Origin of the sequence: Dechloromonas sp. A34 (assembly GCF_026261605.1) — a bacterium.
In the GTDB taxonomy this organism is placed as follows: Bacteria; Pseudomonadota; Gammaproteobacteria; order Burkholderiales; family Rhodocyclaceae; genus Azonexus.
This window is the reverse complement of sequence record NZ_CP102486.1, coordinates 642538-660010: the sequence shown is the minus strand read 5'-3', so window position 1 is coordinate 660010 and position 17473 is coordinate 642538. Positions and strand designations below refer to the sequence as shown.

Annotated in this window: 23 protein-coding genes; 13 read left to right on the top strand and 10 right to left on the bottom strand. The window is 63.9% G+C overall.

All coding sequences use genetic code 11. The features are described 5' to 3' along the window. Positions 1–78 precede the first annotated feature (78 nt). Together NQE15_RS03250 and NQE15_RS03245 are read right to left on the bottom strand one after the other, a co-directional pair. A complete protein-coding gene (locus tag NQE15_RS03250; RefSeq protein ID WP_265946478.1) occupies positions 79–540 on the bottom strand; it encodes an Lrp/AsnC family transcriptional regulator in 462 nt (153 codons plus the stop codon). A 93-nt stretch (positions 541–633) separates the two neighbouring features. Further along, a complete protein-coding gene (locus tag NQE15_RS03245) occupies positions 634–1110 on the bottom strand; it encodes a cytochrome P460 family protein (protein WP_265946476.1) in 477 nt (158 codons plus the stop codon). A 120-nt stretch (positions 1111–1230) separates the two neighbouring features. Here NQE15_RS03245 and NQE15_RS03240 point away from each other — a divergent pair, with 120 nt between their 5' ends. From NQE15_RS03240 to infA, 4 genes are all read left to right on the top strand, one after another. Then, on the top strand, positions 1231–1809 hold the full coding sequence (locus NQE15_RS03240; RefSeq protein ID WP_265946474.1) for a MarR family winged helix-turn-helix transcriptional regulator: 579 nt from the start codon (positions 1231–1233) through the stop codon (positions 1807–1809). A 147-nt stretch (positions 1810–1956) separates the two neighbouring features. Next, positions 1957–3651 carry a 2-isopropylmalate synthase gene (leuA, locus tag NQE15_RS03235; RefSeq protein ID WP_265946472.1) on the top strand — a complete coding sequence of 565 codons (1695 nt, stop codon included), beginning with the start codon at positions 1957–1959 and terminating at the stop codon, positions 3649–3651. A 289-nt stretch (positions 3652–3940) separates the two neighbouring features. After that, entirely contained in the window at positions 3941–4819 is an 879-nt protein-coding gene (locus NQE15_RS03230) for a transglutaminase-like domain-containing protein (RefSeq protein WP_265946470.1), read from the top strand. Between the two features lie 32 nt (positions 4820–4851). Next, the gene (gene infA, locus NQE15_RS03225; RefSeq protein ID WP_265946468.1) at positions 4852–5112 is read left to right on the top strand and encodes a translation initiation factor IF-1; all 261 of its coding nucleotides are present in this window, start codon (positions 4852–4854) and stop codon (positions 5110–5112) included. Here infA and NQE15_RS03220 read toward each other — a convergent pair. The 3 genes from NQE15_RS03220 to pyrC are packed head-to-tail and all read right to left on the bottom strand — an operon-like array spanning position 5109 to position 7363. Continuing rightward, positions 5109–5873: a DUF3025 domain-containing protein gene (locus NQE15_RS03220; protein WP_265946466.1), complete on the bottom strand. Its 765-nt coding sequence runs from the start codon at positions 5871–5873 to the stop codon at positions 5109–5111. The two genes, infA and NQE15_RS03220, sit on opposite strands and share 4 nt — an antisense overlap. A gap of 7 nt (positions 5874–5880) precedes the next feature. Next, entirely contained in the window at positions 5881–6321 is a 441-nt protein-coding gene (locus NQE15_RS03215) for a hypothetical protein (protein WP_265946464.1), read from the bottom strand. 10 nt (positions 6322–6331) lie between these two features. Further along, entirely contained in the window at positions 6332–7363 is a 1032-nt protein-coding gene (pyrC, locus tag NQE15_RS03210) for a dihydroorotase (protein WP_265946462.1), read from the bottom strand. A gap of 93 nt (positions 7364–7456) precedes the next feature. Between pyrC and NQE15_RS03205 the strand changes: the two genes are divergently transcribed. After that, complete coding sequence (locus NQE15_RS03205) at positions 7457–7945, top strand: GlcG/HbpS family heme-binding protein (RefSeq protein ID WP_265946460.1); 489 nt, start codon at positions 7457–7459, stop codon at positions 7943–7945. Positions 7946–8014: 69 nt separating this feature from the next. Further along, positions 8015–8971 carry a hypothetical protein gene (locus tag NQE15_RS03200; protein ID WP_265946458.1) on the top strand — a complete coding sequence of 319 codons (957 nt, stop codon included), beginning with the start codon at positions 8015–8017 and terminating at the stop codon, positions 8969–8971. Here NQE15_RS03200 and rsmI read toward each other — a convergent pair. After that, positions 8958–9797: a 16S rRNA (cytidine(1402)-2'-O)-methyltransferase gene (rsmI, locus tag NQE15_RS03195; protein ID WP_265946456.1), complete on the bottom strand. Its 840-nt coding sequence runs from the start codon at positions 9795–9797 to the stop codon at positions 8958–8960. The two genes, NQE15_RS03200 and rsmI, sit on opposite strands and share 14 nt — an antisense overlap. Positions 9798–9804: 7 nt before the next feature. Between rsmI and NQE15_RS03190 the strand changes: the two genes are divergently transcribed. The 7 genes from NQE15_RS03190 to NQE15_RS03160 all read left to right on the top strand — a co-directional run bounded on the left by NQE15_RS03190 (position 9805) and on the right by NQE15_RS03160 (position 14518). Beyond that, positions 9805–10170, top strand: coding sequence for a YraN family protein (locus NQE15_RS03190; RefSeq protein WP_416336497.1), 366 nt, complete (start codon positions 9805–9807; stop codon positions 10168–10170). Next, complete coding sequence (locus NQE15_RS03185; protein WP_265946454.1) at positions 10148–10513, top strand: HIRAN domain-containing protein; 366 nt, start codon at positions 10148–10150, stop codon at positions 10511–10513. Before NQE15_RS03190 ends, NQE15_RS03185 begins: the two co-directional genes overlap by 23 nt. 42 nt (positions 10514–10555) lie before the next feature. Beyond that, positions 10556–11146 (top strand): phosphoheptose isomerase, encoded by a 591-nt coding sequence (locus tag NQE15_RS03180; RefSeq protein WP_265950100.1) that lies wholly within the window; start codon positions 10556–10558, stop codon positions 11144–11146. Beyond that, positions 11146–11814, top strand: a complete 669-nt coding sequence (locus NQE15_RS03175) for a BON domain-containing protein (RefSeq protein WP_265946452.1) — start codon at positions 11146–11148, stop codon at positions 11812–11814. The genes NQE15_RS03180 and NQE15_RS03175 overlap by 1 nt, the downstream gene beginning before the upstream one ends. A gap of 33 nt (positions 11815–11847) precedes the next feature. Further along, positions 11848–12231 carry a DUF6394 family protein gene (locus NQE15_RS03170; protein ID WP_265946451.1) on the top strand — a complete coding sequence of 128 codons (384 nt, stop codon included), beginning with the start codon at positions 11848–11850 and terminating at the stop codon, positions 12229–12231. Between the two features lie 9 nt (positions 12232–12240). After that, positions 12241–13938, top strand: a complete 1698-nt coding sequence (locus NQE15_RS03165) for a potassium channel family protein (RefSeq protein WP_265946449.1) — start codon at positions 12241–12243, stop codon at positions 13936–13938. 64 nt (positions 13939–14002) lie between these two features. After that, entirely contained in the window at positions 14003–14518 is a 516-nt protein-coding gene (locus tag NQE15_RS03160) for a DUF2242 domain-containing protein (protein WP_265946447.1), read from the top strand. Here the strand turns inward: NQE15_RS03160 and NQE15_RS03155 are convergent, their stop codons facing one another. Genes NQE15_RS03155 through NQE15_RS03140 form a run of 4 tightly spaced genes read right to left on the bottom strand, consistent with a single transcriptional unit; the run spans position 14519 to position 17456 of the window. Continuing rightward, positions 14519–14941 (bottom strand): nuclear transport factor 2 family protein, encoded by a 423-nt coding sequence (locus tag NQE15_RS03155; protein ID WP_265946445.1) that lies wholly within the window; start codon positions 14939–14941, stop codon positions 14519–14521. 1 nt (position 14942) lies between these two features. Further along, positions 14943–15704 (bottom strand): SDR family NAD(P)-dependent oxidoreductase, encoded by a 762-nt coding sequence (locus NQE15_RS03150; protein WP_265946443.1) that lies wholly within the window; start codon positions 15702–15704, stop codon positions 14943–14945. A gap of 10 nt (positions 15705–15714) precedes the next feature. Further along, a complete protein-coding gene (locus tag NQE15_RS03145) occupies positions 15715–16236 on the bottom strand; it encodes a DUF3833 domain-containing protein (RefSeq protein ID WP_265946442.1) in 522 nt (173 codons plus the stop codon). A 2-nt stretch (positions 16237–16238) separates the two neighbouring features. After that, the gene (locus NQE15_RS03140) at positions 16239–17456 is read right to left on the bottom strand and encodes an MFS transporter (RefSeq protein ID WP_265946440.1); all 1218 of its coding nucleotides are present in this window, start codon (positions 17454–17456) and stop codon (positions 16239–16241) included. Positions 17457–17473: the final 17 nt, after the last annotated feature.

Here is a 17473-nt window from a genome sequence, read left to right as displayed (position 1 = left end):
GCTTTTGATTCAGCCCACTCTATAGAAGTAATCTGACCCTGCCTAGCCAGCCTTGGCTGCGTTCATGAAAAGCCCCCCTCAAACAGGCAAGCTGCTGCGGTCAACTACCTTCCTGAGGACAAAACTGGTATGCACGCCGGTGACGCCCTGGATCCGGGTGATCTTGTTGAGCAGCAGGTCCTGATAGGCATCCATGTCCCTGACCACGACCTTGAGCTGGTAGTCCGACTGCTGACCGGTGATCAGCAGGCATTCGAGGATTTCCGGAATTTCCGAAATGCTGGCTTCCAGATTGGCGAAGCGTTCCGGCGTGTGCTGGTCCATCGAGATACCGATCAGCGCCATCAGCGACAGGCCGAGTTTCTTGGCGTCGAGCAGTGCCCGGTAGCCGGCGATCAGGCCGGATTCTTCCAGTGCCCGCACCCGGCGCAGACAGGGCGATGGTGAGAGGCCGATGCGGTCCGCCAGATCCTGGTTGCTGATCCGGCCATCCTGTTGCAGCACGGCGAGAATTTGCCGGTCGTAACGATCGAGTTCCATGGCGCTGGCGAGAGATAAAGAAAGGCAGCCATCTTGCTGCCTTTCCACCTGCCCCGCAAGTTTATGCCACACACCGGCGCAACGCCGCCAGTATCATTCACGCCAGGCGCTGAACACGAAGTCCTGACCCTTCTGTGCTCGATGGCAGGCATGGCAGTCGGCCTGGCCCTTGGCATCGAGACTACCCTTCTTCATTTTGGCATCGAAGACTTCATAGCCCCAACCATCGTTGGCCTTGTATTGCTTGCTGTTCTTGGCCATCACGACGACGGCCTTGCGGCCACCTTCGGCGACCGCGTTGTCCTTGTCGACGGCCTCGAAGAGATCGAAAACGATGACCGAGCCATCGGCAAAACGCCCGGCCTTGTAGCCCTTCTCGGCCTTGGCGTTGGCGTAGATGTGATGCATGCCGCCGACGGCATCGTAGAGCGGATGCCCGGGCTTCAGCACCATCGATTTGACGTGCTGCCACTGGCGAAAGCCGTTTGGATAGGCGACATCGCCCGCTTGTGCGGGCAACACGGTCGCGGCGGCGAAGGCTATCAGGGCCAGACTTTTCAGAATTCGCATGATGATCTCCTGTGGGGTTGTCGAAACGGGTGCCGCCAATCACACGCATGCGGCGACGATTTAAGTTTCGAATCGAAACTTAAATTTGTCAAGATGGTTTCGTATCGCTACCATAAAGACATGAACGCCACCCTGCTTCCCCAACTTCTCGCTGCCCTCGCCCGCGCCGTCGCCAACGAACAACGCCAAGCCGCCGTCGGCGCCGGGTTGCTACCGGTCCAGTTGACCATCCTGAGCTATCTGCGTGACGCCAATCGCTATAGCAATACGCAGCAGGGACTGACCGAATACCTCGGCCTGACCAAGGGCACCGTTTCGCAAAGCCTGAAGGTCCTCGAGGAGCGCAGCTTGATCACCCGCTGCGCCGACGAGGCTGATCGACGCATCGTCAGGTTGACGCTGACGGCAGCGGGACGAGAACGACTCGGCCAGGCCATGGACGATGCCTGGGCGGAAGCCTGTCAGGCCCTCGGCGCCAACCAACAGCAAGGCGCAGCGACAGCCCTTTCCCGGTTGCTGGGCGCGTGGCAGCAGGCGCGCCACGGCAAGACCTTCGGGGTCTGTCACAGCTGCCGCCATTTTCGCCCCGGTCAGCCGACCCACCAGTGCGGCCTGACTGGCGAAGCCTTGTCCGATGACGACAGCCAGCACATTTGCCGCGAACACAGCTTGCCGCCGGCAGGTCCATCTCAGCGATAAATGCCGCGAGACATATTATTTCTACAAAAATGACAAACAAAGCAGTTTATTGCTTAATTTGGCCATTTATGGTCACAAAACGCAAGCACCTGCCGCCTCGTTTTCCGTAAACTGCTCCCATCGAATCCAGCCTTCAGGAGCAGCGCCATGACGCAGAACCCCGCCGCCAAGTACCACGCCTTCCCGCCGGTCCAGCTTGTCGACCGGCAGTGGCCGAGCCGCACCATAACCCAGCCGCCGGTCTGGATGAGCACCGATCTCCGCGACGGCAACCAGGCGTTGTTCGAGCCGATGAACGGCGAGAAGAAGATGCGCATGTTCAAGACCCTCTGCGCCGTCGGCTTCAAGGAAATCGAGATCGCCTTCCCCTCCGCCTCGCAGACTGAATTCGACTTCGTGCGCGGCCTGATCGATGGCGGCCACATTCCCGACGACGTCACCATCGAAGTCCTCACCCAGGCCCGCGAAAACCTCATCCGCCGCACCTTCGAATCGCTCCAGGGAGCCCGGCAGGCCATCGTTCACGTCTATAACGCAACCTGCAAGACCTTCCGCGACAACGTCTTCGGCATGAGCAAGGAGGAAGTCGTCAGCATGGCGGTCGACGCGGTCAAGCTCATCCGCCAGCTCGCCGACGCGATGCCGGAAACCCGGATCACCCTCGAATACAGCCCAGAACTGTTCACCGCCACCGAACTCGACTTCGCCCTCGAAGTCTGCGATGCGGTAACTGCCGCCTGGGGCGCGACACCCGAGCGCAAGGTCATCCTCAACCTCCCGACCACGGTCGAGATCGCCACCCCGAACATCTACGCCGACCAGATCGAGTGGATGCACCGCCACCTCGCCCGTCGCGACAGCGTCATCATCAGCCTCCACCCACACAACGACCGCGGCACGGCCGTCGCCGCCGCCGAACTCGGCCTCATGGCCGGCGCCGACCGCGTCGAGGGCTGTCTCTTCGGCAACGGCGAGCGCACCGGCAACGTCGACCTCGTCACCCTCGCCCTCAACATGCATACCCAAGGCGTCGATCCGCAACTCGACTTTTCGGATATCAACGCCGTCGCCCGCACCTTCGAACACTGCACCCAGCTCCCGATCCACCCACGCCATCCATACGTCGGGGATCTCGTATTCACGGCCTTCTCCGGCTCCCACCAGGATGCCATCAAGAAGGGGTTTGCCGCTCAAAAGGCGGATGAGCAATGGACGGTGCCCTATCTCCCGATCGACCCGGCCGACGTCGGCCGCAGCTACGACTCAGTGATCAGGGTGAACAGCCAGTCCGGCAAGGGCGGCATCGCCTACTTGATGGAAACCGAGCACGGCGTGGTCATGCCACGACGCTTGCAGGTCGAGTTCTCCAACGTCGTCCAGCAGCACACCGACACCCATGGCGGCGAAGTCAGTGCCGAGGATATATGGGGCCTGTTCGCCCGGACCTACATCGACACCACGGTGCCGGTGCGCTACCGCGAACATCATCTTTACGAGCACGGCAGCGCCCAGGGCATCCGGCTGAACATCGAAATCGACGGCCAGCCGCATCTCCTGACCGGCGAAGGCAACGGCCCGATCAATGCGGCGGTGCACGCCCTGCACAGCGCCGGCATCGCCATCCAGGTGCGCAGCTATGAGGAGCGCTCGATGGTGCCGGTCGGCGAGGACGGCAACGCCCGCGCCTGCGCCTTCATGGAAATCGCCGGCAAGAACAGTGGCGAATGCTACGGCGTCGGCATCGACGGCAATATCGTCACCGCCTCGATCAAGGCGCTGATCAGCGGCATCAACCGTCTCGGCGCCGGGCAGATGCGCGAAGCGCTCCACCAGGCGGCCTGAGGGCCCGGAAATCCCTTGCCTGAATGCAGGCAAGGGATTGAATATCCGGCCATTTTCGGCACTTCCCTTGCCACGCCGGGTTGCCCGCGTAAGATGCAGAGGTTGTTGCGCCACACGGCAACAATTCTGTCGTTCTGCCCCGCGTAAATGTTTTCCCTCTGCCGCTTCTTCGCCCAGCGAACACCCGGCACGCCGAACTAATCATTTCCCGTCGCAAACGCCGTTACATTGATCGCCTGATCGCGCCGGGACTTGCCTGGACGAGCGGCGGTCGCAACTTGGGAAATACATGGTTCGCATCCAGTTCGCAATCGACCTCCATTACGAACTCCTTTATCCGGGCACCGATTTTGTTTTCAACATCCACGCCGCCCAGACTGCCAGCCAGTTGGTCATCAGCGAGCAATTGCAGATCAGCCAGCCGGTGCTGACCACGATCCAGACCAACCCGCTGACCCTTGCCCGCTATCTGCGCCTGACCGCCGGCCCCGGGCCGCTGCATGTCAATTACCAGGCGACGGTCGATATCGACCATCACGTCGGTGCGCCCGACACCATCGGCGAAACGCCGGTCGCCAAGCTGCCGCTGTCGGCGCTGACCTACATCTACCCGAGCCGGTACTGCCAGTCCGATCGCCTCGGCGTGCTGGCGATGAACGAATTCGGCCACCTGCCGAAAGGCTACCGCCGCGTCGAAGCGATCCAGGACTGGGTGCGCAAACAGGTCGCCTTCCGTTCCAACACCAGCAACTCGAACACCTCGGCGCTCGATACGCTGACCGACCGCGTCGGCGTCTGCCGCGACTTCGCCCACCTGATGATCGCCATCTGCCGCGCTCTGAGCATTCCGGCGCGCTTCACCACCGGTATCGACTACGGCGCCGACCCGGCGCTCGGTCCGACCGACTTCCACGCCTACGTCGAAGTCTTTCTCGATCACCGCTGGTACCTGTTCGACCCGTCCGGCACAGCGATCCCGATGGGCTTCGTGCGCATGGGCACCGGCCGCGACGCGGCCGACGTCTCTTATGCCACCATTTTCGGCAGCGTCACTTCGCCGCCGCCAGTCATTACGGTCAGCGCCATCACGGAAGCCGGCCGCCCCTGGGAGTTGCCGCACCACCGGACGGAAGCCCTGTCCACCGATGCGGCGCTCAACGCCATCTAAACTTTCACCCCCATACGCAGGAGCAAACATCCTTGGCAAAAGAAGAGCTACTTGAAATGCAAGGCGTCGTGAACGACGTCCTCCCCGATACCCGCTTTCGCGTCACGCTGGAAAACGGTCACGAACTGATCGCCTACACCTCCGGCAAGATGAAGAAGAACCACATCCGTATCCTGGTCGGCGACAAGGTCACGCTCGAACTCTCGCCCTACGACCTATCGAAGGGCCGCATCACCTTCCGCCACATCGAGAACCGCGGCGGTCCGGCACCGCAGCAACGCCGCCGCTACTAAGCGCGTATCCGACGACCCGGGCGAAACTGCCAGGTATCGTCGTAATAGGCAGGGTCCTCATTCTCCGGTGTCACGCCGGGGATGCCGAGCACGGGCAGAGGCTGAAAATCGCGCGGTCGCTTGTAACGACCGCTGCCCAGATCGGCGGCCACCAGCCCGTCGACCGCCGCCATCTGCTCGGCGTAAGGCATCCGAAGCCACGCCTCGCTTACCTCATGCAGCACCGCCTTGGCCGTCAGGCCACGAAACGGCTTGAGCAGGGCTTCGTAGGTGGCATGCCCGAAAATGACGAAGCGCATGCTGCGCTCGACCTCGGCCCGGCGCTCGACGAACAGCGCCTTCCACTGAAAGTCGCGGAGCAAGTCGAGCAGCACGGGCTTTGACGACAGAACGACGATGCCGCATTCGTCGAAATGGGTCAGGGCATCGCGCACGCTGCCCCGCGCCTTGCCATCGGGAGTCATCGCCCGTCCATGGCAGGCGTTGACCACGACCTTGGCGCGCGGGAAGCTCAGCCAGACCAGGGCATTGAAGAAATCGTGCCAGTTGTCAGGCCGGGTTTCGACCGCGCCGCTTTCCCAGATCCGGCACTCGTAGGCCAGGCCGTCCAGCTGCGGCGACACGAAACGCAGTTGCTGACCGCTGGCGGTATGAATCGGGTGGCGCTCGGCCAGTTCGGCCAGCGCACAACTGTCGGGGTACGCCGGCAACTGCCGCAGCCACGGCCGCAGCGGCTCGAACAAGGGCGAGGCGTAGGGCAAGCGGCGATTACTCCTCGGCGTCGGCCGGCCCCGGAACCTCTTCCTTGACGAAGACCAGCTCGCCGTTCTTGGCGCGGAAAATCCCCATCAATTTGCCCATGCCTTCCACCGGCTCGCTGTCCATCTTGACGAAGCTCTCGCAGGTCTGCGTCTCGGTCGCGTACAAACGCTTGCCAGCCTTGATAATGAAGGCTCCCGACGGCACCTGATAGACCTCGACCCGGGTCTTGGCCGTACCCGGCCCGAGGCTGTGCCGGCGCATGCAGGCCGGCATCCGGGAGACCACCATGAACAACTCGACCTTGCTATCCCAGAAATAGGGCTGTTCGCGGATCAGCGACAAAACATGCTCGCGGGTGCCGTCGATCTCGTAGGTCGCGCCGTCGTTAACGCAAGCGGTGAGCAGCGGCGCCGCAAGCAGCGGCAAGATCAGATGGTGCAGACGCATGGGGAATTCCTCAGAGCATTTTCCAGGAAAGCGTTTCACCGGCCCGTAAGGGGACGATGCTGTCGCTGCTGATATAGGGGTAATCGGCCGGAACCATCCAGTTTTCCTTGACCAGCGTCACCTTGCCGGCATTGCGCGGCAGGCCGTACCAGTCCGGGCCGTGGAAGCTGGCGAAGGCTTCCAGCTTGTCGAGTGCACCGGCCTGTTCAAAGGCTTCGGCATACAGTTCGAGCGCGGCGTAGGCGGTATAGCAGCCGGCGCAACCGCAGGCCGCTTCCTTGGTCAGTTTGGCGTGCGGCGCCGAATCGGTGCCGAGGAAGAACTTGGGATTGCCGGAAACCGCCGCCGCGACCAGCGCCTGGCGATGCGTTTCGCGCTTGAGCACCGGCAGGCAGTACCAGTGCGGGCGCACGCCGCCCTGGAAGATGGCGTTGCGGTTGTAGAGCAGGTGGTGGGCGGTGACCGTGGCGGCAACATTGGCCGGGGCCGTGGCAACGAATTCGGCCGCGTCCCGGGTGGTGATGTGTTCCATGACCACCTTGAGTTTCGGGAAACGCTGGATCAGCGGCAGCAGCACAGTGTCGATGAAGACCTTTTCACGGTCGAAGAGGTCGACCGCCGGATCGGTCACCTCGCCATGGACCAGCAGCGGCAGCCCGAGACGCTCCATTTCGGCCAGCGTGGCGTAGGCTTTGGCGACATCGGTCAGGCCGGCGTCGGAATTGGTCGTCGCGCCGGCCGGGTAGAGCTTGACCGCCTTGACGAAGCCGGAGGCGGCGGCCTTGGCGACTTCGCTGGGCGGGGTATTGTCGGTCAGGTAAAGCGTCATCAGCGGCTCGAACGATGCCCCGGCCGGCAGGGCGGCGACGATGCGGTCGCAATAGGCGGCGGCCTGGTCGACGGTGGTCACCGGCGGCTTGAGGTTGGGCATGACGATGGCCCGGGCAAACTGGCGGGCGGTATGGGCCAGCACGGAAGCCAGCGCTTCGCCGTCGCGCAGGTGAAGATGCCAGTCGTCGGGGCGGGTCAGGGTAATTTGCATGACGTCTCTCGAGTGTTTCGCGCAATTTTAACAGCGCGCGAATGGTGGTCTAAGATACAAAGGCGGTTCCCCCAACAAAAACAAGGAGACACCATGACCATGTCACGTACGCGCGCTCTACTCTTGAGCGCCACCCTGCTGTTCGGCGCCGGTCAGGCCTGGGCTCAGGCCACCCCCTACGGCGCTCCGCTATCGCTCGAACAGGCCAAAAAAGCGATGGCCGCCGCCGAAGCGGAGGCGATGAAGAACAACTGGAATGTCGTCATCGCGGTGGTCGACCCGGGCGGCCATCTGGTCCTGCTCCAACGACTGGAGAACACGGCTTACGGATCGGTCTACGTCTCCCAGGAAAAGGCACGCGGTGCTATCGCCTTCCGTCGTCCGACCAAGGCCTTCCAGGAGCTGATCGGCCAGGGCGGCGAGAACCTCCGGCTGCTCAACCTGACCGGCGATGCCGGCGTCCTCGAAGGCGCCGTACCGATCGTCGCCGGTGGCAAGATGGTCGGGGCCATCGGTGTTTCCGGCGGCACGTCGAAACAGGATGCGCAGGTCGCGCAGGCCGGTGCCGACGCGGTCAAGTAAGACAGGCAGTGCCGGGCGGGAGCTTTCATCAAGGCTCCCGCCTGCGAACCCAAGACTTTGGAGCACCCAATGGCAGTCAGCAATATCACGAATGTGAATCTCAACCAGGTTCTCGCCAACCTGGGCGGCAAGCGCGATCAAGCGGCGACAGCCAGGGCGGGCGGCTCATATTCGGAGATCGCCTTGCAGGTTGCCGGCTTCCAGACGCAGACCTTGGGTTCGTTGATCAACTCGGCCTTTGCGACCGGGACGAAGGACCGTGCAAGCGGCGTGGATGCGTTGCTGACCACCCTGAACGCGGCAGCAACCCGGCCGACTTCGCCGACTGCGGAGCAAGCCATCGCCGGCCTGTCGCCTACCGGCCGCAACAATGCTCTGTTCGCCCCCGAACCGGCCTACCAGATGATGAGTTTCATCAATACCCAGGAGGTCGCGTTCGAGGCACAGTTTGCGGAGCTTAGCCAGATGCGCTCCGCCGTCGCCGACATGCAGCAGAATGCCCGGAGCCTCAACGGGATCACCAACGCCAGCTCCAACGCCAACATCAAGGCGCAGTTGCAGACCTTCGCCGAGCAGTACAACGACTGGGTCCGGCGCTTCGATGCGGCGATGCAGGACGGTGGCGTCCTCGCCGATGTCCAGGCTGCCCAGGTTGCCCGTCACGAACTGGCGCAAAGCATCGGCAGCATCTTCAATGGGGCGCGGCAGGGGGTACACGGCCTGGGCGATCTCGGCTTGACCGTCGATCCGGTCAGCCGGCTGGCGACGGTCGACAGTGCCCGGCTCGACGCCACGCTGACCAGCAACAAGGAAGGTGCCATCCTCGCCGTGCAGGAATTCAGCGCCAATTTCGCGAGGTCGGCCGAACTGCTGAATACCGACGGCAACTTCATCAAGAACCGGCTGGACAATCTCGGCCGTGCCATGGCCTACATCGGCGAGAACAAACCCGCGCTGCAGGCTGAATTCGGCCTCGGCGACCCGGCCCGGAGCAAGCGCTCAAACCAACCGGCTAGTCCTGCTTGAGGGCCAGCGCCCGTTCGTAGAGCGCATTCTTCGCCGCCCCGGTAATCGCCGCTGCCAGCTTGGCAGCCTGTTTCACCGGCAACTTCTCGGCCAGCAACAGCTTGAGGACGCGTTCACCCTCGCCGTCGTCGGCATCTTTCGGTGCCCCGGAAACCATCAACACGAATTCGCCGCGCTGGCGGTTGGGGTCGCCTTTCAGCCATTCCAGCGCTTCGCCGAGCGGACAGCTGTGGATGCTTTCGAACATTTTGGTGAGTTCGCGGCCGATGACCAGGGTTCGCTCGCCGACCACGGCGGCGAGATCGGCGACGGTTTCCAGTACACGATGCGGCGCCTCGTAGAAGACCAGGGCGTAGGGATGCTCGCGCAGTTCCTCGAGTACCTGTCGGCGCTGACCGCCCTTGCTCGGCAGGAAGCCGTAGAACAGGAAATGCTCGTCGAGCAGGCCGGAACCGGATAGCGCGGTGGTTGCGGCGCAGGGGCCGGGCAGCGGCACGACCTTGCAGCCGGCGGCGCGAACGGCGGCGACGACACGGGCGCCGGGATCGGAAATGCCCGGGGTGCCGGCATCGGAAATCAGGGCCACGGCTTCGCCGGCCTGCAGGCGCTCGACGATGCGGGCGGCGGCTTCGTGTTCGTTGTGCTGATGGGCCGGCAAGGTCCGCGCCGAGGAACCGAGATGCTTGAGCAGCGGGCCGCTGTGCCGGGTATCTTCGGCGGCGACCCAGGGCACGCTGCGCAAAATTTCCTCGGCGCGCCGGGTGAGATCGGCCATGTTCCCGAGCGGCGTCGGGACGACATACAATGCAGCGAATTCTTCTGTCATTTTTCTGATGATGCAAGCAAAGACCGACGATACCACCACCACGCGCGGCCGCGAAGCCGAGGCGCTGGCCGCCCGCCATCTCGAAGGCGGTGGACTACGCGTGATCGAGCGCAACTTTCGCGTCCGCGGCGGCGAGATCGACCTGATTTGCCGCGACGGCAGGACCCTGGTCTTCGTCGAGGTGCGCCAGCGCAGCCGCAACGATTTCGGCGGGGCCGGAGCGAGCATCACGGCACCCAAGCGGCGGCGCATCGTACTCGCGGCGCGCCATTATCTGGCCGGCAAGGCGGATTGCGACTGCCGTTTCGACTGCGTACTGATCTACGGTGGGCAACTGGAATGGATCCGGAATGCGTTTGCTGCTGACGATTAGCCTCGCCTGCTGGCTAGCCGTGGCGCAGGCCGACAGCGTGCGCCTGCTGATTCAGAATTCGCCGCTGGCCGGCAGCCAGTATTACGCCCTCGGCGAATTCTGGGGTGAGATCCAGGTTGGCGATCGGCTCGTACTGATCCGCGAACCGGACAACCGCCACGACCGCCATGCCATCCGGGTCGAATGGCGCGGTCACCAGTTGGGTTATGTGCCACGCGCCGAAAACCGGGCGGTGGCGGCGGCTATGGATGCCGGCGACAAGCTGAGCGCCCGCGTGTCGTCCTTGAGCGACAACAAAAACCCGTGGCGGCGGGTGGCGTTCGAAGTCTTCCTCGACCTCTGAGGTAGAATGCCGCGATTACCAGCCTCCAAGCCCCTGAAAAACATGGACCTGATTGCCCGCGTCGCCCAGCAGTTCGAAGACAGCGCCCACACCAAGCTGAATGCCGCCGAGCTGATGGCGGCCCCGATCGCCGCCGCCATTGAGACCCTGTTCAACAGCCTGATCAGCGGCGGCAAGATTCTCGCCTGCGGCAACGGCGGCTCGGCCGGCGACGCGCAGCACTTTGCCGCCGAGCTGATCGGCCGTTTCGAGGCGGAGCGCCAGGAACTGGCTGCCGTCGCACTGACCACCGACAGCTCGATCCTGACCGCGGTCGGCAACGACTATGGTTTCAATTACATCTTCTCGAAGCAGGTGCGCGGCCTCGGCCACGCCGGCGACGTTCTGCTCGCCATCTCGACCTCGGGCAATTCGGCCAACGTCATCGAAGCGATCAAGGCAGCGCACGAGGGCGACATGCGCGTCGTCGCGCTGACCGGCAAGGGCGGCGGCCAGATCGGCGAAATGCTCCGGGACGACGACATCCATCTCTGCGTGCCGGCCGACCGGACGGCGCGCATTCAGGAAACTCACCTTCTCGTCATCCATTGCTTGTGCGATGGCATCGATGCACTTTTATTGGGAGTCGAATGATGCAAAAAACCAAACTGACGCTTGCTGCCGCCACCCTTATCGTCGCCCTGCCCATGCTCCAGGGCTGCATCGAAGCCGCCGTCATCGGCGGGGCCGCCGCAATGGGCGTGATGACCGCCCACGACCGCCGGTCCACCGGTGTTCAGACCGACGACGAGACGACCGAGTGGAAGGCCATGCAACGGGTCCCGGAAAAGTACAAGGCTTTCTCGCACCTCAATTTCACGGCCTACAACCGCCGCGTGCTGATCACCGGCGAAGTGCCGAATGAAGAAGCCAAGACCCTGATCGGCGAACAGACTCGCCAGCTCGAAGGCGTGCGCGAAGTCTTCAACGAACTCAATATTGCCCCGACCTCGCCGCTCGGCAACCGTACCAACGACAGCTACATCACCTCCAAGCTCAAGGCTCGCCTGGTCGACTCCAACCAGCTCTCGGCCAACCATATCAAGGTCGTCACCGAAAATGGCGTCGCCTACCTGATGGGCATCGTCAATGACCGCGAAGCCAAGGTTGCCGTTGCGGTCGCCCGCACCACCGACGGTGTCCGCCGTGTCGTCACCATCATGGAAGTGGTCTCCGAAAGTGACACCCGCCGCATCGACACCAGCGCCCCGGGCGGCGCCCGCAACGCGCCGCCGCAGACGGCACCGGTCGAAACGCGTTAAGCTGGCAGAAATCATGTAAACGGGGAGAGGACCATGAATCTGGAAAAAGTCATTTTCGGTTTTTTCATCGTCCTCGCCGCCACCCTCAATTTCGGCTTCTTCATCGGCGACATCGGCCGGCCGGAACTGCACAACATCTACGAACTGGCCGCGGCGCTGGTCGTCAGCCTGATTGCCACCGCCCTCAAGTTCGGCGACCGCACCCAGATCGGCGCCATCCATCTGTCCACCAGCCTGGTCGCCGACCTGCAACTGATCGCCGCCGCCATCACCTGGGGCGTTGCCGAGCACATCACCGGCGTCGGCATGACAGTGCATGTCACCTCCAGCGTCGTCTCGCTCTCCGGCGGGGCGCTGGTCGCCAACATCGTCTCGGTCGTCATCCTGATCATTGAAACCGTGATGCTTCGCCGCTAGGGGCGACGCGTGAATAGCGCCTTCTTCCTCGTCCTGCGGCGCATGCGGGCGCCGATCATCGTCCTGATCGTCATTTACGCGATCTCGGTTATCGGCCTGACCCTGGTCCCCGGGATCGATGCGGCAGGCCAGGCCACGCCGCCGCTCAGTTTCTTTCACGCCTTCTATTTCATCAGTTACACCGCAACGACGATCGGCTTCGGCGAAATCCCCAACGCATTCTCCGACGCCCAGCGTCTGTGGGTGACCATCTGCATCTACCTGACCGTCATCAGCTGGTCCTACTCGGTGGTCACGTTGATCGCCCTGCTCCAGGACAAGGGTTTCCAGAACACGCTGACCACCAACCGTTTCGCCCGTCGCGTCCGCATCCTGAAGGAACCGTTCTATCTGATCTGCGGCTGCGGCGAAACCGGCAACCTGATCGCCAGGAACTTCGATCGCGTCGGTCAGGCCTTCGTCGTGCTCGAAAAGGAAGAATTGCGCGTCCAGGAACTCGACCTCCAGGATTTCAAGACCGATACCCCGGCCCTCGCCACCGATGCCCGCCAGCCCGAAACCCTGCTCCTGGCCGGTCTCAAGCACCCGAAATGCCGGGGCGTGCTGGCCGTCACCAACGACGAGCAAAGCAACCTTGCCATTGCCATCGCGGTCCGCCTGCTCAACCCTGCCATCCCGGTCATCGCGCGGGCCCGCTCGCCGGCGGTCAAGGCCAACATGGCCTCGTTCGGCACCGATCACATCATCAACCCCTTTGAACGCTTTGCCGAACACTTGTCGCTGGCCGTCGCCGCGCCGGAACGCTTCCGCCTGATCGAACTGCTGACCAGCTTGCCGGAAACGCCGATTCCCGAATCGCACCGCCCCCCGGCCGGCCACTGGATACTCTGCGGCTACGGGCGCTTCGGCCAGGCGGTGGCCGACCGCCTGCGGCCGACCGGCATCACGCTGACCATCATCGACCCCAACTCTACTGCCGCCGACCAGAACATTGCCGGCGACGGCACCGAAGCCCGTACCCTGCTCGAGGCCGGAATCAAAAGCGCCTCGGGCATCATCGCCGGCAGCGACAATGACGTGAATAACCTCTCGATCGCCGTCACGGCGGCCGAACTCAACCCGCGCCTATATGTCGTCACGCGCCAGAACCACACCGCGAACACCCCGCTGTTCGAGGCCTTCAAGGGTGATTTCTCGATGGTGCCGAGCCATATCGTCGCCCAGGAAAGCATCGCCATCCTAACCACGCCGCTGCTCGCCGGCTTTCTCGAGCGCCTGCGCAATCGCGACGAGAGCTGGTGCAAACAACTGGTCGAGCGCCTGCAAGGGCTTTGCGATGGACTGACCCCGACGGTCTGGGGTATTCGCCTGAACGCTTCCGAAGCGCCAGCCGCCTGGCAAACGTTGATGCACCGCCAGGCCTTCAAACTCGGCGAATTGCTGCGCGATGGCACCGACCGCAGCCAGCCGCTGACTGCGGTTGCCCTATTGATCGAGCGCGCCGACGACTATTTCCTGCTCCCCCATGACAATTTCCACCTTGCCGCCGGCGATCAGGTGCTACTGGCCGGCCCGCTATCGGCGCGCCGAAATCTCGAACTCACCGTCCGCAATGTCAACGAACTGGAATATGTACTGTGGGGACGCGACGACTCGGGAAGCTGGCTGTGGCAGCGCCTGCGCAAAGGCCGCGCGCCGGCGGACTGACCCGGCTGGTAATCTGGCGGCCAAACTGCTTAAATTGGCACCGATGAAAGCCCCACCCCGTTTTATGTCGCGCAATCCTCCATCATTCGCCCTGGCCGCCCTGCTCGCCCTGACGCTTGGCGCCTGCAATACGACGAAGAACTCGCGCTCCTATCAGAGCGAAACCTTCCAGAGCGATTCGCCGTTTCAGTACTACAGCAACCGCGAACCGGACGCCGCCTGCGAAATCGGCAAACGCGCCCTGTTGAGCCAGGGCTATCAGATCGACGATGCCAAGCTGCACAACATCCGGGGCGAGAAATATTTCCGCCCCAAGGTCGATGAAGCCAACCGCCTCTCGATCACCCTGGTCTGCCTGCCGAGCAGCCTGGGCTCGGTGATCTACGCCACCGGCCTGGAGACCCAGTTCGAGATGAAGTCCAAGGGTAGCAGCGCCGGGGTCAGCGTCGCCGCCTTCGGCTCGGTTTCCCTGCCCTGGGCGATCGACAAGGACACCCTGGTCAAGGTCGGTGAGGAGACGGTGACTTCGCCCGATTTCTACCAGCGCCTGTTCGAGCTGATCAAGTCGCTCGATAGCTGATCAGGCGGCCAGCACCCGGCGCAGGCCGCGCATCACCCAGCCCAGTACCGGCAGCTTCATGTAGAGCTCCTCGGCGGTATCCCAGTAGTCGCGGTGGTATTCGACCTTGCCCTCGGCATCGAACCTGAGATGCGAGACGCCGCGCATGACCTGGGTCTCGCCCTTGCCCCACAGCCGGACGCGGTAGGAGAACTCCCAGACCAGCATGGCGCCACCCGGATCGGCCACTCGTTCGGTGATGACGAAGCGCGGCTCGGCGACCTGCCCGAACATGTGGCTGAAAATCCGCTGAATGGCCGGAATGCCGCGCACCTCGTTGAATGGGTCCTTGAAATAGGCGTCGGCGCTGTAAAACTCGGCGAAGCGTTCTACGCCCTCGGGCGATAGCTCCTGGTAAAAGCGGATCAGTGCATCGAGTCCCATCTCAGCCCCCCGTGAAGCGGCGAATCAGCGGGAAATACCAGCTCTCGGGCAAGAGCGCGAAGAATTTCATCAGCCGCGTGAAGCGCTTCGGAAAATGGATTTCGAAACCGCCGCCCTGCAAGCCATCGACCAGGGCCAGCGCGGCTTGCTCCGGCGTCAGGAGGGCGGGCATCGTGAAATCGTTCCGGGCCGTCAAGCGGGTGGCGACGAAGCCCGGATTGACCACCCAGACGCCGATCCCCCGGGGCGCCAGATCGAGGTGCAGGCACTCGGCGAAATGGATGAGCGCCGCCTTGCCTGGCCCATAGCACAGCGCCTTGGGTAGGCCGCGATAGCCGGCGACACTGGCGACGAAGACGATGCCGCCGCCGGCCCGCAAGTCGGGCAGGACGCAGTCGGTCAGGCGCATGGCGGCGTTGAAATTGATGGTCACCACTTTTTCCGCGGTCGCCAGGTCGAAGTTGTCGGCCCGCATGGGCACATAATCGCCGGCCAGGTAGATCACCAGATCGACGCCGCCCCAGGCGGCGAGCAGGGCGGCGCGGGCAGCGGCGAGGCCGGCATTGTCGGTGGCATCGCAGGGCAGGAGCAGCGCTTCGGCAATGCCCAGGGCATGCAAGCGCTCGGCGTTACGGGCCGAGAGGGCAAGCCGGGCACCGCGGCGCGCCAGTTCGCCGGCCAGCGCGGCGCCAATGCCGGCCGAGGCGCCGACCAGCCAGACGCGCTTGCCCTGCCAGTCGGTGATTTTCGGGTTGAGGGACATGGCCGCCGGCCTAGCGCTTGACGAAAGTCAGCGTCACTTCGCCGAGGTTGAAGCCCCACTTGCTCATGTAGGAACGGTTGATCATCACCCGGTCGTCCATCAGGAACATCCAGTCGTCGAAATCGACGTTGTAGACCTTGCCGTCCACCGGCAGGGCCAGCACATAGCGCCAGCGCAGGGCATTGCCGGCGACTTCGCCGATCGCCTCGCCGACCACATCTTCGGCCGTGCCGCGGAAGCTGCCGTCGGCCTGCTGCTTCAGGGTCCAGACGCGGCGCGAGGTAGTGCCGTCGGACCACTTGAAGTTCTCGTCGAGAACACCGGTATCGCCCGTCCACCGGGCATCGATCACCACGTGGAAGCGTTTCTTGACCTCACCCGAACGTCCCTGAAAGACGCCCCAGGCGTCGAGCCGGCCGTTGAGGTAGGTCTTGAGGTCGAGCGCCGGCTGTTCGCCGCGGTATTGCTCGATCCCGGTCGTGCTGCAGGCGGACAAGCCGAGGGTAAACGCAGCGGCAAGCAAGAGTTTCATGGTCAGATCTCCAGGGAGTGGCGCCAGCGCCACAACAGAAAGGCCGCCAGCGCCTTGAAGGCGAGCGGCAGTAGCGCGTAGGCAAAGCTCAGCGCAGGCAGCCCGGCACCGCTGCCCGGCACATAGCCGAGGGCGCCGAGCAGAGGCAGGGACAAGCCGGCGGCGAGCGCCAGATTGAGTTTGGCAATGAAGTTCCAGACGCCGAAGCAGGCCCCGGCCTGCCCCTGGCGTTCGCCGAGGTCGGCGGCAATGGCGGCAGGCAGCGCCAGGTCGGCGCCAAGCGCCAGCCCGGACGCAACGCAGATGATGGCGAACGGCCACAGATCGCCGTTACCGAGCAGGCTGGCCCCGGCGAAGGCAAAAATCGCCAGCGTCATTGCCCCCAGCCAGGCCAAAACGCGCCCGAAACGCGCCGAGAGCCGGACCCAGAGCGGCAACGAGGCAGCCCCGGCGATGAAATAAACGGCGAGTAGCGGGCCGCTGACTTTTTCAAGGCCCAGCACATCGGCCACGAAGAACAGGAACAGCGTCGCCGGCAAGGCGGCGGCAATACCATTGGCAACGAAAACCAGCAGCAGACGCCGAAAGGCAAGATCGGCGAAGACCCGGCGCAGGCTGGGCAGCAAGGGCTGGCGCGGCGCCTGCAGCGGCTGCCCGGCACCAACCCGGGCAAAGGTGGTGGCGGCCGCGATCAGCAGCAGCGGCGGCAGCACCCAGCTCAGGCGGGCGATACCATCGCTGAGATCGGCGGCGAGCAAGGCCGGCAAACCGGCGGCGAAGACCACACCGAGCAGGCCGAAACCCTCACGCGCTGCGGTCAGCCGGGTGCGCAGCGCGGAATCGTTGCCGAGGTCCGCCCCCCAGGCCTGGTAGGCGACGGTGGCCGCCGAAAAGCCGAGATAAGTCAGGGCCAGCGCGGCGAGCAACCAGAGCGCCACGTGATCGGCAGGCGGATTGAGCAGCGCGACGAAACCGACCGCGAAGGGCAGCAAGGCCAGCGCCACCATGCGTCGCCGCGCCACGCGGTCGGCCAGCCAGCCCAGCCAGGGGTCGATGCCGGCATCGAGCAGGCGGGCACCGAGCAGGATGGCGCCGAGCAGCGCCAAAGGCATGCCGGCCACCTCGGCGTAGTAGCGCGGGACATGGACGTAGATCGGCAGCGCGGCAAAGGCCAGCGGCAGCCCGAGCAGGCCGTAGGCGAGGACGTTCGGCGTGGTCATGGCGAGCCCTCGCGGTG

What these genes read in the sequence shown, in the direction of transcription:
- NQE15_RS03205 (WP_265946460.1), top strand. Translation starts at nt 7,457, where the DNA reads ATGACCATGTCACGTACGCGCGCTCTACTCTTGAGCGCCACCCTGCTG.
- rsmI (WP_265946456.1), bottom strand. Translation starts at nt 9,797, where the DNA reads ATGACAGAAGAATTCGCTGCATTGTATGTCGTCCCGACGCCGCTCGGG.
- NQE15_RS03230 (WP_265946470.1), top strand. Translation starts at nt 3,941, where the DNA reads ATGGTTCGCATCCAGTTCGCAATCGACCTCCATTACGAACTCCTTTAT.
- NQE15_RS03240 (WP_265946474.1), top strand. Translation starts at nt 1,231, where the DNA reads ATGAACGCCACCCTGCTTCCCCAACTTCTCGCTGCCCTCGCCCGCGCC.
- NQE15_RS03170 (WP_265946451.1), top strand. Translation starts at nt 11,848, where the DNA reads ATGAATCTGGAAAAAGTCATTTTCGGTTTTTTCATCGTCCTCGCCGCC.
- NQE15_RS03185 (WP_265946454.1), top strand. Translation starts at nt 10,148, where the DNA reads ATGCGTTTGCTGCTGACGATTAGCCTCGCCTGCTGGCTAGCCGTGGCG.
- NQE15_RS03180 (WP_265950100.1), top strand. Translation starts at nt 10,556, where the DNA reads ATGGACCTGATTGCCCGCGTCGCCCAGCAGTTCGAAGACAGCGCCCAC.
- NQE15_RS03250 (WP_265946478.1), bottom strand. Translation starts at nt 540, where the DNA reads ATGGAACTCGATCGTTACGACCGGCAAATTCTCGCCGTGCTGCAACAG.
- NQE15_RS03190 (WP_416336497.1), top strand. Translation starts at nt 9,805, where the DNA reads ATGATGCAAGCAAAGACCGACGATACCACCACCACGCGCGGCCGCGAA.
- NQE15_RS03150 (WP_265946443.1), bottom strand. Translation starts at nt 15,704, where the DNA reads ATGTCCCTCAACCCGAAAATCACCGACTGGCAGGGCAAGCGCGTCTGG.
- NQE15_RS03175 (WP_265946452.1), top strand. Translation starts at nt 11,146, where the DNA reads ATGCAAAAAACCAAACTGACGCTTGCTGCCGCCACCCTTATCGTCGCC.
- NQE15_RS03160 (WP_265946447.1), top strand. Translation starts at nt 14,003, where the DNA reads ATGTCGCGCAATCCTCCATCATTCGCCCTGGCCGCCCTGCTCGCCCTG.
- NQE15_RS03155 (WP_265946445.1), bottom strand. Translation starts at nt 14,941, where the DNA reads ATGGGACTCGATGCACTGATCCGCTTTTACCAGGAGCTATCGCCCGAG.
- NQE15_RS03245 (WP_265946476.1), bottom strand. Translation starts at nt 1,110, where the DNA reads ATGCGAATTCTGAAAAGTCTGGCCCTGATAGCCTTCGCCGCCGCGACC.
- NQE15_RS03215 (WP_265946464.1), bottom strand. Translation starts at nt 6,321, where the DNA reads ATGCGTCTGCACCATCTGATCTTGCCGCTGCTTGCGGCGCCGCTGCTC.
- NQE15_RS03145 (WP_265946442.1), bottom strand. Translation starts at nt 16,236, where the DNA reads ATGAAACTCTTGCTTGCCGCTGCGTTTACCCTCGGCTTGTCCGCCTGC.
- pyrC (WP_265946462.1), bottom strand. Translation starts at nt 7,363, where the DNA reads ATGCAAATTACCCTGACCCGCCCCGACGACTGGCATCTTCACCTGCGC.
- NQE15_RS03140 (WP_265946440.1), bottom strand. Translation starts at nt 17,456, where the DNA reads ATGACCACGCCGAACGTCCTCGCCTACGGCCTGCTCGGGCTGCCGCTG.
- NQE15_RS03200 (WP_265946458.1), top strand. Translation starts at nt 8,015, where the DNA reads ATGGCAGTCAGCAATATCACGAATGTGAATCTCAACCAGGTTCTCGCC.
- leuA (WP_265946472.1), top strand. Translation starts at nt 1,957, where the DNA reads ATGACGCAGAACCCCGCCGCCAAGTACCACGCCTTCCCGCCGGTCCAG.